Below are 14258 nucleotides of genomic sequence, written 5' to 3'. Positions count from 1 at the left end.
TTTAACCTTTGATCTCGTCGATTTTATCCATCAGCGCATCTGTACCGTCTTCAGCAGCCTCTTGCACTCGCTCGAAAGCATCAGTATCCATGATACTTTCAATTTCATCGCTGTAATTAAGGCCGAGATAGATGCCAACACCAATAAAGACTAAAGCGAAAATTTTAAACATTGTTACTCTCAATTTATTAACTGGTAAACCAAGCACATGCTAATGACATGCGCTTGGCTTTTTACTTGCCCGATTGATTACTGATATAAAGCGATACGACTGTTTACTTTCTTCAAGTAGTTTTTGGTTTCGTCGTACGGCAGGTTAACCACTAGATGGTCATAAACTTGTTGAGGTGTCATTTGATTAATAATCTTCGATGCTTTACCAATGCTGGTAGAGCGATCTTTATTGAACGCTTTAGCCACATTACCCGCACCAGTATTGTATGCCGCAATGACACAGTACAAACGACTTTCGTCGTTCTTTATCTTGCGAAGATACTTACTATTCAAGATATCTAAGTAAGCCGTTCCTGTTTCTACGTTGATAACCGGTTGATATAGATCTGCCACTTTCATTGGCGCATCGATATTGCGGACTTGTTTATTAACATCATGACCCGCACTGGTTGGTACAACTTGCATCAAACCAAACGCAGGCACGTGTGATTTAGCATCCGGGCGGAACGCCGATTCCGAGTGCATGATTGCCATAATCAGTGCAGCATCGACTTCCCAGTTTTTGCTCTCTTTCTCAGCTAGCGCACTGTACTTGCTCGCGCGTGTTTTTAAGCTGTTCTCAGGGAGCTTCACTTTATAACTGATCACTTTTTTTGGCTTAGCCGGGGTCGCAGCAACTTCAACAACAGGCTTAGGCTTTACCAATTCTGGCTTCGGAGCTTTTTCAGCAACCTTTTCCACTACTTTTGGCGGTTGCTTTTCTGCTGGCGTTGGCTCTACTTTGGCAACGTCTTTTGGCGATTCAACCTTTTCAACTGGTTTTACGACTTCCGCCGCAGGCTCTGGTCGTTTGACCTCAATACCATGCTTCGCACGCATTTCATCATACAGTTTGGTTTGCGCTGCAATACGCTCTTGAGCCTTTGCCAGAAGAGCCATCTTCTTATTGTGGGCACGCTGATAAATGAAAGAGTCTGGAATACCCGTGTTAGATAGAATCAGTCTTTCAGCCTGCACATCTAACTCATTCATCTGGCTTTGCGTCTGTTGGATAACGAAGTTTTTCTCTTGTTGCTCTTTCTCTAACGAATAAAGTACTGCATGGTCTTCTGCTTTCAGTTCCGCTAGCTCAACATTTTTACCCGCAACTTCAACCGGAATGTCTTTAACAAGTGCTTCGATCTCTTCTGGGCTGCTATCTTCATCCACCAATACAGATACTGTTGCCGTATTGGTTTCGTAGTCGATGGAAGTTTTCACTTGATCGTCTTGGGAATAATCAACCTGTTTGGTTTGGGAAGAAACCTCCCCCTCACCCCATGTCTTGATTAAATCTGCTCTGCGCTCATCAAGATTATTAGTGTATTCATCACGCCACGCTTCGTACTCGTCCAAGTAAGCATTAACGTAAGCATGAAACTCTTTGATCTTGTCTTCTTGTGATTGGCTGGCTTTGGTAATGGCACTATCTAGCTGCTGTTTTTGATCTTCCGATACAGCAAACGCTTGAGAACTGATCGCTGCTGAAATCACTACAGCTAGCACAGTCTTGTTGATCATTTGATACATAGTTAACTCCCATAGGATATAGAGACAAAAGGCCACTCAAATGGCGGCCTTTTTCACTCATACTAATCGCGATTCAGTTGGCGGTTATTTTTTCAATGCTTCGAACGCTGCCGCTAAGTCTGCTGCCGCTTTCTCATTATTGAATTGATCCCATAAAGCAGAATCTTCGCCACCCACTTCATCGATAACTTTGTTCATGTTTGCGTCGTATGCCGCTTGGTCCATACCAACTAGAACATAAAGACCACCAGTTGGGCTTGCTTGGCTTACGATAACGCGACTGTTAGTTAGCGTTTTGTTCACAACTGTCTTGGTGATGTTTTCGAAAGTCTCTTGAACATCTTCCGTCACAAGCGTGACACCTTCCGCCGCTGATGTTGAAGTCACACCTTCAGTAGCCGCTTGGAATAGGTTGCTCACGTCAGTTTCAAACTCAGCTGCAAGGTTTACACGAGCATCATTTACCGCGATTTTACGCATAACGCTCATACCGGCTGCACTCTTCTTAGAGTAGCCTTTTGCCGCCGCAGCGATATCACTTGGAATCACATCACAAATCCAACCCGGTGCTGATACCGTAGGTGCATCTGGGAAAGTACATGGTGCGAAGTTTTGTGCTTCCTTAACCGTTGCGTTGTTGCTCTGACAGCCAGCAAGAACGGCTACAAGTGAAGTTGCAATAAGTAGTTTTTTCATAGATTAAAATGATTCCATTAATATCTTGCCTGTACATTCTGGGTCTAATAAGGAGCAACTTAAACTTGCGTCCACTTTACTAATGGTGCCTTTTTTCATTTTCAATGAAACTTCTTCGTCTACCACTACCCAAGAATACTTATCTGTTACCGCGTTGATCTCATTATTTACAACGTAGCCTTCACCAATCGGGTGAATCTCAGTTTCACCTTCCATAGATTTCATAGCGTTAGAGAACAAAATATCTACGCCTGGTTTAATCTTCTGATTTTTGCCCATAGCAATGCGTACCTGTGTGCCCGCCTCACACTGGCGCATCTCAAGAACTGGAGCACTTGCTGCTAGCATTTTATTAATTTCTGAGGAGTAGTTTACAGCTTCTGTTGCAGCTTTAGTCGCCATGGACCCATAAGTTGCGTTACTAACAGGACAACGTGAGTTATTTGTTTCGCTAGACGAATACTTGTCGCCTTCAAGCTTGATTCGCTTAACAACTTCCATGCTTGGCAGAGCAACGACTTTAGCGATCGCCTCTACGTCAAAATCATAACTACATGATGCTGGAATAACCTTAGTTTCGCCGTCATCGTTCTCGTAAGTACGGCGCTCACTGAATGATGTACTCAAGTCAGCGCGAGTCACCTCTGTAATAATCGCGTAATCAGCGATCGGGACACCTTTGCTGCTTAAACGACCACTTTGTTCCGCTAGCTTGATCTCGCCTTTTACCTTATTAGCAATTTTGCGGTCAACAAGGTTCGCGCCAGTTTGATCAACCTGTGTCTCTAGTGCATTTCGCATTGCAGACTGGATTTTTTTCGAAGCAGAGTTTTCAAACCCAATGTCGACAGGAAGAACAACAACCTTCATATTCTCTGAAGATGGGATTTGAATTTCAGCAGTTTCAATATCTACACGCGTATCAGGAGTACAAACAACATCCTCCTTGATAACACAGCCAGTTAGACCAGTGATTACTGCAGTAGCCATTAACGTTTTCTTTAACATCTATTCTCTCCGAATATGTTTATTTTATTTTTTAGGACTATCAGATCGTTATTTGATTAAACCAAGCGCAGTCCAAATCCCTTTTTTCTTTATTTGCTTATCAAAGTGGCGTGCAGCCCCTTCGTCGGCATATTTATAACTGGTGACAGAGTTACCCGTAGAGATGATTTCACTACGAGAGACTGTTTTAGATTTGTTATTTACGATTTTGATATTAGAGACCAAGGTTGAAATATACGCATCGCCAACTTTGTTTCTTCGACGCTCAGATTCCACTTTCAACACATGAGTTTGATTCTTATTCTTAGAAGTAGACGTTGCAATGTTGAACTCTGATAACTGGTTCCCCAAAAGTTCAATGGCTTTTCTTGATTCTCTATCGGATGAGAGGCGAATGTTGATCTGACTGCTTAGTTTTTGGTGAACAATCGTCAACTCTTCGATTGAACTGATGTCAGGTTTATAACCCGGCTTAAGAGAAGAAAGCATGGCGATACGCACAGAAGCATCATGCTCAGTTTTATAAACACTACGATTATCCAACCACCAAAGTAATTTATCTTCGTGTGCAAGCGCATCAAGCTCGATTTCAGACTTTCGATTTAGGTCATTAATTTCGCGAATCAATTGTTGAGTCACAAGAGATCGTTTTACTCTTACTTCAACAAATGCACCAAGATCGTTCTCTTCCATCTGGACATATTCGATTCCATTCAGAGTCAAAGATTCTGTCTTAGTATTAACTTTGTTATCCACTAGACTATTTGAAAATCCGTTGCCATTGGTTTCTCGAACGGTGTCTCGCATGTAGAAAGATGACTCGACTTGAGTCCATAACTTTTCGTTAATGTTGTTTACCGCGATTTTTTTTGCATGAGATAACGTTCGTGCTTGAGATACCGCATAAATATACTCGCCACTGTCTGCTTGAGGTTTTAAGTACCACTCAGGCTTTGTCGATTGACAACCAGAAAGAACCAACAACGCGAATAGCGCAATGAAAAAGCGAACTATTTTTTTATTTGAAGACATTTGGAACCAACATCGAAAAATTTTGTCGCAATGTTATATTCTTAAAACTAAACATTCAAACGACCCAATTCGCAGTTAGATTCATTTTCAGGCGAAATATGTTTGTTTTTTATCGTTCTCCCGCATCAAATTCATACAAAAACCTCATTAATTAATAAAAATAACAATACAAAGTCTTGATTTTGAGACATTTCGTAAAAAATAGAAACTTCACAATAACACTATGATTTTCATTGATAAAAACGTGAACAAGGTCTTAAAAAAATTGAATATCAGTTCAAAAAAAACACATTTGTTCATCTAAGAAAGTGATATTTGTCCAATCAGTAAAATCCATTTTTTCTAAAAACGTCTTTAATTTTGCAGATAAATTTAGAACCTGAGCTTTAAAAAATGTGTAATACGATCACTGAAACGTTAACGCCAAGTTCATTATTTACATTTTTGTAAATAATGAACTTGGCAGTAGAGAAAGGTTGATTGTTTGTTTTTCACTCCGATATTGATATAAATGAAAATAACAATTTTATAAAAAGTGGGTTATTTATATAAACTTATCCCTTGGTAGGAATATAAAGCGAAATGACGGGTTAAGAGAGACTGTGTTATGGAAGCTAAACTAGATGGCGTTGAAAAAATTAATTAATGACTATTTTCTCTATTTCAAACCTCCTTCATAGATAAAAAACACCGATACCACCTTAAGGGTAGTTTCACTTTCATCTATGAAGGATTCAAGCATGTCTATCTAACTATTTTAGCGCGAGTAACTTGTCCGTAAACTCGGCAAAACCATATCCACCAGGTTGAGTCATTACAACAACTGGATGGTGTTCAAGACGCTGCCAATAGTGTTGAATGTTCGCTACCCCAACGCTATTTGGTAGGGCTTCAAACATGTATTGATCGTTCATTGAGTCGCCCACATAGCAGCTATGTTTGAGTATCTCCTCGCCTGACAAGCCCTTTTCCTCTAGAAAAGCCGTCGCGGTCGCTTTTTTAGAGTGCTCGCCATACCACGCATTGATATGTATTGAACTGGCGGTAGCATGAGCACCCAATGCTCGTATCTTCGAAACGACCTCTTCAACAATGTTCTCGTCGACACGTGGGCGATTCTGACCGATATCAATAGCGACTTCACACAGTCTGTACGATTGATCCAACGTCAACTCGAGATCAGGATATTGGTTTAAGATTGCTAACACTTGTTGTTTAAGCTGTTGTTGTTTCTCACTGATCACGCTTAACAGCACACTTGAACGAAGGGTAAGGAAACCATTTTTCTTTTCCATAACAAAAGCGCCATTCTCACCAAGCACGGCATCAACAGGCCAAAGCTGAGCAATATGATCGCACCACCCTGCACAAGCACCGGTTACCGCGACCACTTTCTTCCCTGCATCTCGAAGCTTTTTTAGTGCGATCAGTGTTTCTGGTGGCAGTTCACCTTTCCAAGTCAGAGTGTCATCGACATCTGTTAAAACCCAATCCACGCTTTTCCAATTTTGATTTAATTCATTCGATACCGAATTCATTTTTACACCTCTAAATAATGATTAACGACACAGTGTTAAAGTAAATTCGGCAAGAACATCACCACGCTCTCTGAGAACGTCAGCAACATTAATACCGCTAACAATGCTAGCAACAAGGGAGCCACTTCTTTAACGAAGTCGACCATACGAACTTTCAATATTGAGCAGACCGTGAACATCATGGAGCCGAATGGCGGAGTCACACCACCAATCATGATGTTTACAATCACGATAATGCCGAAATGAACCGGATTGACACCCAAGTTCAATACCGCAGGTAGCAGCAGTGGCGTCAGGATGATCATCGCGGCTCCGCCTTCGATAAACATGCCGACTACTAACAGCAACAGATTGATAAGTAGCAGAAGTACCAGTTTGTTATCCGTCAGCCCAATCAATGCCGAGGCGACATTATGAGGGATCTGCTCCAGTGTCATGTAGTAACCAAAAACCATCGCGCCGATGATAATGAACATCACACTGCTGGTGCCCTGCACCGTCTCTCGCATAATTTGAGGAATGTGTTTGAAACTCAACTCTCGGTAGATAAACGCACCAATAATGACACAAAGTAGAACTGCAATAGCGCCGGCTTCCGTTGGGGTAAAGAGCCCAAAGCGCATTCCCAGAATAATGCCAAACGGAATCAACAGAGCAGGCACAGCCTTAAAGAAGTAATGAAGACGTTCTTTAGCAGTCGCCGGCTTCGAACGCGAAGGTTTATAGTTTCGCTTGCGAGAGATAAACCAAATGGTGACCATTAAAGACAGAGCCATCAAGAACGCCGGTACATAACCTGCGATGAACATTTGATGCACGGAAACGTTCGCCAATAAAGCGAAAATAATCAAGTTGATACCAGGTGGGATTACTGGGCTAATACTTGAAGACGCAGCAGTAACAGCCGCAGTAAACGGTAAGTCGTAGCCGCGTTTGGTCATCTCTGGCGCTAAGATTTTAGACTGCATTGCGGCATCGGCATTGGCTGAACCTGAGATCCCCCCCATCAAGGTACTCAATGCCACGTTAACCTGTGCTAAGCCGCCCGTCTTATGGCCAATCATTGAATCGGCAAACGCGAGTAAACTTTTACTGATCCCCGCATAGTTCATCACCGAACCCACCATGATGAAAAACGGGATCGCCAGTAACGGAAACGACTCTGCCGAACTGATGAACCTCTGCATAACTAAGGTCACGGGAATCGAATTATTGATAAATAGGAAATAGACCATTGCAGACGATATCAGGGAGAATGCAATCGGAATATTCAGTAGGAAAAGAGCAAAAAGAATGAAAATTGGAAGATAGCTTTCCATTGAGAGTACCTACTGCTTAGAACTTTTTAAACAAGCTACATCGTCTACGATGAACTTAACGGTGTGGATAGCCATCAAAGAAAAACTAAGTACCAACACGCCATTAATAGCAAAATAAGACATCCCCATTACAGGCGTGACTTTGCTAGAGAGCATCAAATATTGATAACTAAGCACTGACATCAAAATGTTGATGCCTAATAGGAATACCGAGACCCCTAGTTTAAAAATGCGTTGGGGGCGCGTTGGTAACATGGCTACAATCACATCCACGCCCATATGAAGTTTGTGCTTGTAGCATGAGCTGATGCCCAGATAGACAGCCCAGATAAAACAGATCACTGAGAGCTCTTCGCTCCAAGGGACAACAAAGCCAAATCCATAGCGCAAAACCACATTAACAATCACAACAAGCACTGTGATTGAAATAGCAATCGACGCTAAGATTTCTTCAAGATTTCTTAACAAAAACAAAAGGTCCTCCTAGATATACCCGCTGTGAATACTGCGAGCAAACAGGAATCAAGCGACCCAAAACCATTGGATCGCTAGTGTTAACAAATGGAATTTTAATTGTTATTGAGCCGCACGAATCGCCTCAAGTTCTTTCATGATGGTCGCGTGAACGCCTTCACTCCAAGTAGGGAACTGGTTGTAAACGTCTGCTGTCAGCTTGTTAAACTCTTCAGAGTTCACTTCATTAAATGTCACACCCAGTTCTTCTAGCTTCTGCTTGTATTCTTCATCAAGCTTAACTAGCTCTTGAGTATTCGACTCAACCCCCGCTTCTAGCTCTTCGTTAATAATGGCTTGCTGCTCTGGCGTGAACTTATCCCACAACGTTGGAGAAATGTAGATACCAACAGAGCCGAGGAAGTGCTTCGTTAGCGACATGTTCTTAGCCACTTCGTAGATTTTCGTTGAGTACATAGTCAAGATAGAGCCTTCTAGACCATCAACGACACCTTGCTGAACACCTGCGTATGTTTCTGGGAAAGGAAGAGAAGCTGGCGCTGCGCCCATCGCTGAGAGTGTGCTAATAAACAGTTGGCTTTGTGGTACACGAATACGCATCCCCGCCATGTCTGAAGAGTTGACAATCTCTTTATTGGTGATCATATGACGGAAACCAAACATATAGTCCGCGTTTAATACCTTAATGCCCTTCTCTTCAGCTTGCTGCTTAAGACCTGCAACATAGTCGGTGTCCATCATTGCTAAATATTCATCGTAAGAGTTGTACAACATAGGACCTGCAAGTGCCGCAAAATCAGGAACGTAATCGCCAAGGTAAGTCAGGTCTTCCACGGCAATCCAGTTAGCACCATTTACGACCTGCTCTAGGTTGTCTTTATAAACAGGTAGTTGGCCGCCAGGGAAAACCTTAATGTTAACTGAGCCATCAGTGCGTTCACGAATCTTGTCCGTCACCTTCACTAGCTCTTGCGTTAGAAGCTCATTCTGAGTGAACACCAAGCTCATATTGATATCAATCGGTTCAATCTTTGCCTCTGTTGCTGCTTCATCTGCCTGACCACAACCGACAAGAAGTGCCGCGGCTGTCATTACTGTTCCAATTAGCTTTTTCATTTTGAATCCTTTGTTTTGGATGTGTTACTTCAATTGAGTATAGAAGGCTAAATTTTGGTTGAGTATGCGATTCAATTATTACATTCATATGAACATAAAAATGTTTATTTGAACATTACAAAAAACATGACCTTGCCCATAAAACGCAAATTTTGTCGCTCACCTTTCATATAGGTAGTAATAAATCTGTAATGATAGAGAGATAATGTTCACTCAACTTTCAAATGAACAATTAGATATTGATATGATCACAGGCCATCGCGGTGCCGCACTTTTGGCACCAGAAAATACATTGGTAAGTATTGAACGAGCCGCCCAAGCAGGTGCCAAATGGGTAGAGATTGATACTCAGCTAACTGCGGATCAAATCCCAGTCGTTATGCATGATGAAACCGTTGATCGTTGCACTAACGGCACTGGTAAATTATCCGAACTGACACTCGCAGAGATTCAAGCGTTAGATGCTGGTAGTTGGTTTGGTAAAGAGTTCGAGGGGGTTACGATTCCGACCTTGGAAGAAGCGATGCTCAAGTGTATGGAGCTTGGAGTAACCTTAAACCTTGAATTAAAGGTCTACAACCAGCACACAACACAAACGCTAACCGATGAAGTGCTTGCGGCGGTTGAACGTATTAATTACCCGCTAGATATGTTGTTGTTTTCAAGCTTCAACCAAGATGTGTTAGCTCAATGCAAAGCACACTACCCTCAAGTACGACGCGGCTTTATCTGTGATAAGTGGGATCAAAGCAGCTTAGACACCCTTCTGTGCTTAGACCTTTATAGTATTCATATCGACCACCAGCTACTCGATATTTCCATCGCTAATGAGATAAAAGAATCGGGTATAATCCTCAAGATATGGACACTCAATGAACCTTCGAAAGCGAAAGGATTCTATGAGATGGGTGTCGACAACATCATTACCGACATGCCGAATCAATTTTAGTGAAACACTATGGAATTAAATCAGCGCCAAAAACAGATACTAGCCACTCTCAAAGCCAACCAAGATGTTCAAATTGACCATCTCGCTGAACAGTTTGCTGTTACCACCCAAACGATTCGACGTGATGTAAACCAGCTGTGCGAACAAGGATTAGCGAGACGAGTACATGGTGGCGTGAGCCTGCCGACCGCACTAACCAACACTAGCTATCGCTTTCGCACTGGCGTTGAGTCAGAAGCCAAAGACGGTATCGCAATGTCGGTCGCTAATGCGATACCGGAAGGGTCGACTGTGATGATTGGGATTGGTACAACCGTCACTCGAATTGCTCAGTATCTACTTGCAAAGCCCTCTTTACGCGTTATCACTAATAATCTGCAAGTTGCGCGAATTTTAGAAGCGAACGACCAAATCGAGGTCTATTTAGCAGGCGGTTTACTGCGCCGTGAACACCAAGACATGGTAGGCAGCAGTGTGGTTAACTTCTTCTCCGATTTCGAAGCTGATATTGGCATTTGTGGCTGTGGCTCTATAACAACGAGCCATTATGCGATGGAGCATGAGCAAGTTGAGGCCGATCTTTCCAAAGCCATTCTCAACAACAGCCGTGAATGCTGGCTAGTCGCAGATGCGAGTAAATGGGGTCGTTTTGCTGCACTAAAAGTCGCTCCCCTAGATCAATTTGATCGTATCTATACTAATAATCGTCAACTCCCAGAAGAGTTAAACGTTCAGCTCATCGACGATACCGTATCGGCTTAATTCCCGTCGATTATCGAACCAGCCCATTTGCATCGCTACGAAGGAAGTGGGTGTTTTCAACTAGGAAATCAAGCAATGTACTCGCTTGCGGGCTCAATGCCCGACCTTTTAGTGACTGCACTTTCACTCGAGCTTTAGACAAGATCTCAAGATCAGTCGGCACGATCTCAATCTCTCCCGATTCAACCTCTTCCAAGACCGTTAGCTTCGGCATAAAAGTAACGCCCAGCCCCGCAGATACGAAGTTTTTCAACGCACTCACTGAGTTGGTCTGTAGCTTTGGTGAGAGGTTCAAGTGAGACATCTGCTGCGCATGATGAACAAGCCTACCCATACCAGTTGAGTTATCGATGAGAGCAAGAGGTAAAGCCTGCAGATCTTGCAGTGTTGTCGGTTCCTCTTTCAACGTTAGAAGATGCCCTTTAGGAACAATGAGCTCTAACGGATGACTTCGCTCAACATGGGTATGTAGCTTAGGATGAGGCGCAGCAGCGTAGGTTATCGCAAAATCGATCTGCTGATCTTCAAGTAACTTAACTGCATCCAGAGCGCCTGCGATTTCGATCGACAAATTGATATCAGGATAACGAGTCATGAAGGTTTCCATCGGCTTGGAAACGAGATTAGTAATGAAACCCTCTCCGATTGCGATGCTGACACTACCGCCTGTTAAATTTTTCAACTTCGTTAGCTGAGAAAGCACCGCCGCTTCACTGCGTATAATGTTGCGATAGTGATTCAGCAGCTCATTGCCAGCCTCGGTCAAATACGATTGACGGTTATTACGCTCCCACACTTTCATTTCAACCTGCGCTTCAAGCTGACCAAGCATACGACTCATGGCTGCCGGGTCTACGTTGAGCATTTTCGCTGCCTTGCGCAGTGAGCCGTACTTAGACAACCCATTGAGATACTCTAGAGCACGTATATTAAAGTGATGCATGATAAGTCCTTGTACAACGGCAATTCACCAAGATTCTCATATATACGGCTATCTAATCTCAATAAATTTTCTTGTTGCTATTGTTAAGGGGAAAATCTGTGCTTGAGGTCACCATCTATTGCCAAACCGAAAAGTTATTCCAGCTCTGTTTAGTCACTGCAGTTCAATCATCACAAATGTTATGATATAACATTTCACTTATAATCTATTATTTATTGATGCTGTGAAATGTCATATAGCGTCAACCGACTGGGAAATTGAGGATCACGTAATGAACACCGAGACTACTGAAGTATTCACTGCTGATAACAAAACGAGCGAAACACCTTCGTTCAGCAAAGGAAAGCTGCCAACCGTGCTGACGGATATCTATCAAGATCATCTCAATATGGTGGTTTGGGAGCGCGCTTTCAGTGAGGAACTGACACAAGCCATTGATGAGTTTATTTCTAATAACCCGGATTTCAGTAAGTCAGTGAATGTGTCTTCTGAAAGTGCTTATCAAGAATTACAAAAATCACTCGACGACTTGCCCCCAACTTTAGTTCAGAACATTGCTGAGCTAGTTGATATGTTCTGTTGCTTATTCGATCTCAAAGATGCTGGTGTACGCCTAGCAACATTAAACAGTGCTATGTGCCCACGCTTTCATGTCGACCGTGTCCCTTGCCGATTGGTCACCACTTTCCATGGTACAGCAACACAATGGCTACCTAACCATGTGCTTGATCGCTCTAAGCTTGGACATGGCAGCAACGGACAACCTGACCACCTATCCGGCTTATACCAAGATGAAAGTGACGTTCAACAGTTATCGTGTGGTGACGTCGCGCTGTTAAAAGGCGGTGCGTGGATTGGTAATGAAGAAACGGCATTAGTACATCGCTCACCAATGATTTCTGCACAAGAAAATCGACTGCTGCTGACTATAGACTTTGGTTAACTATCGACTTCGGTTAACCGCAACTCGCCAATAATCCTAATCTAAACCTTAGAAAGAGGCCCCACGGCCTCTGCCCGAAAATGTATCCACTTCAAGAATAGTACTCACTCACTACATGCTGCATTGGGTTAACTAATACCGATGCAAAAAAGATATTCACGTGTTGAATTTAGGTACTATACTCAAAATCGCTCCATCTCATCAATAATCAACGGAAAGACACAACTGACTATTTATTCACATAAGATGAGATTTAAGTCACCAGATCATTATATAGCCAAAGAAAGGTAGTAACAAAAATTTAATATAAATCATAGAACTTATTAAACATCTACATATTTTACAGATGTCACTTAGTCAAAATTTAACCAATTAAAATAAAAGGGAAATAATTAAATCAATAACCCTTTATAGTTAATTCTCAATTATTTGAACTTCGTCCAATTTATTTGCAACAATTATCTTACTCTGGTACGATTATTGAGCTAAATAATTACTATCCCTTAATAAGTAGCAGTATTAAACCTCTGTTTATTGAGTATGTATTTATCCATATTCACTTCCAATATCGCAAAAAAATCATTAACTCCTTACCCTGACTATCGAGGGTTTTGATTTTATATGCATTATTGAAGTTACTACATGCAAAAAAGATAAGAGCATTAAGAGGTATCTCTTGCACCAAGAACGAGTATTTGAACCTGACTGTTTATTAAAAAGCCATTCAAATAATAAAGTATGCTTCCCGATAGCCTTTATTAGCCTTCTCACACAGGCTACCGACTTACAACAAGTATTAGACATTGCCGCGGAGTGAGTAGATACCATTATCCCTTGTGATCGAGTCAGTGTCGCAATTCCGGAAAACACACACCAATTAAAAGTATTCGCCTTTCATGGCAACAAAGCGATACCGCTCGACATGCTTATTCCAATCGAAAACTCATTCGTTGGAAGAGTTTTTCAAACTCAAAAATTGACTATCTGTGATCATGTTCAGCAGTCGCGAGAAATAGACTGTACTCTACTGTCTTCGCATGGGCTGTCTTGCTGTATGGACGCGCCACTTATCAATAACGGCATCTGCTACGGAACATTAAACATCGCCCACAAAGAAGGCGCCTTTTACAACGAACAACATGCTGCACTATTACAAAGCATTGCGAGCTGGCTAGCTTTAAATATTGCTCTGCATACACAAGCTCAAAGAATGGAGCAGCTAGCAAGCATTGACGACTTAACCCGCGTTCCGAACCGTCGCAAGTTCATGAACACCATAGAAAACAAATTTAAAAACTACAAAGCGACAGGAAAAGGGTTTTACGTCGCGATACTCGACCTCGATAACTTCAAATTGCTGAATGATAACCACGGTCACGATGCGGGCGACTTAATGTTGGTAAAGTCAGCAGATGTCGCTAAATTTGTTACCGGAAAACAAGACTTCCTTGCTCGAATAGGCGGTGAAGAGTTTGCATTTATAATCGAACGAGATTCTTGGGCTGAAGTTGTTGAGGCAATGGAGGCTGTTAGGTATTCAATTGCATCCTTAAAAGTCGAACACAATAACCAACCAATTGGTATCACTACTAGTATTGGTGTGACCCACGTAAGACCTCAAGACGCAACGTTTGGCGAAACGATAGTGAGAGCAGACCAAGCGCTTTACGTCGCGAAAGAGAGAGGCCGTAATTGCGTTGAATTGCTGTAAAAAAGAACAAAAAAAGGACGCTGA

The 14258-nt window shown here is 42.3% G+C and carries 14 protein-coding genes; 4 read left to right on the top strand and 10 right to left on the bottom strand.

Annotation, left to right across the window (positions count from 1 at the left end; genetic code table 11):
- Position 1 precedes the first annotated feature (1 nt).
- The 9 genes from vsple_RS05545 to vsple_RS05505 all read right to left on the bottom strand — a co-directional run bounded on the left by vsple_RS05545 (position 2) and on the right by vsple_RS05505 (position 8926).
- Positions 2–172: a hypothetical protein gene (locus vsple_RS05545; RefSeq protein WP_255230959.1), complete on the bottom strand. Its 171-nt coding sequence runs from the start codon at positions 170–172 to the stop codon at positions 2–4.
- 77 nt (positions 173–249) lie between these two features.
- Positions 250–1743: a transglycosylase SLT domain-containing protein gene (locus tag vsple_RS05540; protein ID WP_261882907.1), complete on the bottom strand. Its 1494-nt coding sequence runs from the start codon at positions 1741–1743 to the stop codon at positions 250–252.
- Between the two features lie 84 nt (positions 1744–1827).
- Entirely contained in the window at positions 1828–2439 is a 612-nt protein-coding gene (locus vsple_RS05535; protein WP_255230961.1) for a lipoprotein, read from the bottom strand.
- Positions 2440–2442: 3 nt separating this feature from the next.
- Complete coding sequence (locus vsple_RS05530) at positions 2443–3429, bottom strand: hypothetical protein (RefSeq protein ID WP_261882906.1); 987 nt, start codon at positions 3427–3429, stop codon at positions 2443–2445.
- Positions 3430–3495: 66 nt separating this feature from the next.
- Complete coding sequence (locus vsple_RS05525) at positions 3496–4479, bottom strand: LPP20 family lipoprotein (RefSeq protein WP_261882905.1); 984 nt, start codon at positions 4477–4479, stop codon at positions 3496–3498.
- Between the two features lie 752 nt (positions 4480–5231).
- Positions 5232–6017: an HAD-IIB family hydrolase gene (locus vsple_RS05520; RefSeq protein WP_261882904.1), complete on the bottom strand. Its 786-nt coding sequence runs from the start codon at positions 6015–6017 to the stop codon at positions 5232–5234.
- A 35-nt stretch (positions 6018–6052) separates the two neighbouring features.
- The gene (locus vsple_RS05515) at positions 6053–7336 is read right to left on the bottom strand and encodes a TRAP transporter large permease (protein WP_261882903.1); all 1284 of its coding nucleotides are present in this window, start codon (positions 7334–7336) and stop codon (positions 6053–6055) included.
- A gap of 9 nt (positions 7337–7345) precedes the next feature.
- Positions 7346–7810 carry a TRAP transporter small permease gene (locus vsple_RS05510; protein WP_261882902.1) on the bottom strand — a complete coding sequence of 155 codons (465 nt, stop codon included), beginning with the start codon at positions 7808–7810 and terminating at the stop codon, positions 7346–7348.
- A 102-nt stretch (positions 7811–7912) separates the two neighbouring features.
- Entirely contained in the window at positions 7913–8926 is a 1014-nt protein-coding gene (locus vsple_RS05505; protein ID WP_261882901.1) for a C4-dicarboxylate TRAP transporter substrate-binding protein, read from the bottom strand.
- A 244-nt stretch (positions 8927–9170) separates the two neighbouring features.
- Here vsple_RS05505 and vsple_RS05500 point away from each other — a divergent pair, with 244 nt between their 5' ends.
- A complete protein-coding gene (locus vsple_RS05500; RefSeq protein WP_261883126.1) occupies positions 9171–9875 on the top strand; it encodes a glycerophosphodiester phosphodiesterase family protein in 705 nt (234 codons plus the stop codon).
- A 9-nt stretch (positions 9876–9884) separates the two neighbouring features.
- Entirely contained in the window at positions 9885–10637 is a 753-nt protein-coding gene (locus tag vsple_RS05495) for a DeoR/GlpR family DNA-binding transcription regulator (protein WP_261882900.1), read from the top strand.
- A 10-nt stretch (positions 10638–10647) separates the two neighbouring features.
- Here vsple_RS05495 and vsple_RS05490 read toward each other — a convergent pair whose 3' ends face one another.
- Positions 10648–11580, bottom strand: a complete 933-nt coding sequence (locus vsple_RS05490) for a LysR family transcriptional regulator (protein WP_261882899.1) — start codon at positions 11578–11580, stop codon at positions 10648–10650.
- Positions 11581–11851: 271 nt separating this feature from the next.
- On the opposite strand from vsple_RS05490, the gene vsple_RS05485 reads away from it, so the two are divergent.
- Together vsple_RS05485 and vsple_RS05480 are read left to right on the top strand one after the other, a co-directional pair.
- Positions 11852–12523, top strand: a complete 672-nt coding sequence (locus tag vsple_RS05485; RefSeq protein WP_261882898.1) for a DUF1826 domain-containing protein — start codon at positions 11852–11854, stop codon at positions 12521–12523.
- An 826-nt stretch (positions 12524–13349) separates the two neighbouring features.
- Positions 13350–14234 (top strand): sensor domain-containing diguanylate cyclase, encoded by an 885-nt coding sequence (locus vsple_RS05480; protein ID WP_338116314.1) that lies wholly within the window; start codon positions 13350–13352, stop codon positions 14232–14234.
- The last annotated feature ends 24 nt before the right edge of the window (positions 14235–14258 follow it).

Origin of the sequence: Vibrio pelagius (assembly GCF_024347575.1) — a bacterium.
Lineage (GTDB): Bacteria > Pseudomonadota > Gammaproteobacteria > Enterobacterales > Vibrionaceae > Vibrio > Vibrio pelagius.
This window is presented reverse-complemented; position numbering and strand designations above follow the sequence as displayed.

Excerpts from the sequence above, each read along its gene's own strand:
- vsple_RS05495 (WP_261882900.1), top strand. The coding sequence starts at position 9,885 with ATGGAATTAAATCAGCGCCAAAAACAGATACTAGCCACTCTCAAAGCC.
- vsple_RS05500 (WP_261883126.1), top strand. The coding sequence starts at position 9,171 with ATGATCACAGGCCATCGCGGTGCCGCACTTTTGGCACCAGAAAATACA.
- vsple_RS05545 (WP_255230959.1), bottom strand. The coding sequence starts at position 172 with ATGTTTAAAATTTTCGCTTTAGTCTTTATTGGTGTTGGCATCTATCTC.
- vsple_RS05505 (WP_261882901.1), bottom strand. The coding sequence starts at position 8,926 with ATGAAAAAGCTAATTGGAACAGTAATGACAGCCGCGGCACTTCTTGTC.
- vsple_RS05515 (WP_261882903.1), bottom strand. The coding sequence starts at position 7,336 with ATGGAAAGCTATCTTCCAATTTTCATTCTTTTTGCTCTTTTCCTACTG.
- vsple_RS05540 (WP_261882907.1), bottom strand. The coding sequence starts at position 1,743 with ATGTATCAAATGATCAACAAGACTGTGCTAGCTGTAGTGATTTCAGCA.
- vsple_RS05530 (WP_261882906.1), bottom strand. The coding sequence starts at position 3,429 with ATGGCTACTGCAGTAATCACTGGTCTAACTGGCTGTGTTATCAAGGAG.
- vsple_RS05525 (WP_261882905.1), bottom strand. The coding sequence starts at position 4,479 with ATGTCTTCAAATAAAAAAATAGTTCGCTTTTTCATTGCGCTATTCGCG.
- vsple_RS05485 (WP_261882898.1), top strand. The coding sequence starts at position 11,852 with ATGAACACCGAGACTACTGAAGTATTCACTGCTGATAACAAAACGAGC.
- vsple_RS05520 (WP_261882904.1), bottom strand. The coding sequence starts at position 6,017 with ATGAATTCGGTATCGAATGAATTAAATCAAAATTGGAAAAGCGTGGAT.
- vsple_RS05535 (WP_255230961.1), bottom strand. The coding sequence starts at position 2,439 with ATGAAAAAACTACTTATTGCAACTTCACTTGTAGCCGTTCTTGCTGGC.
- vsple_RS05490 (WP_261882899.1), bottom strand. The coding sequence starts at position 11,580 with ATGCATCACTTTAATATACGTGCTCTAGAGTATCTCAATGGGTTGTCT.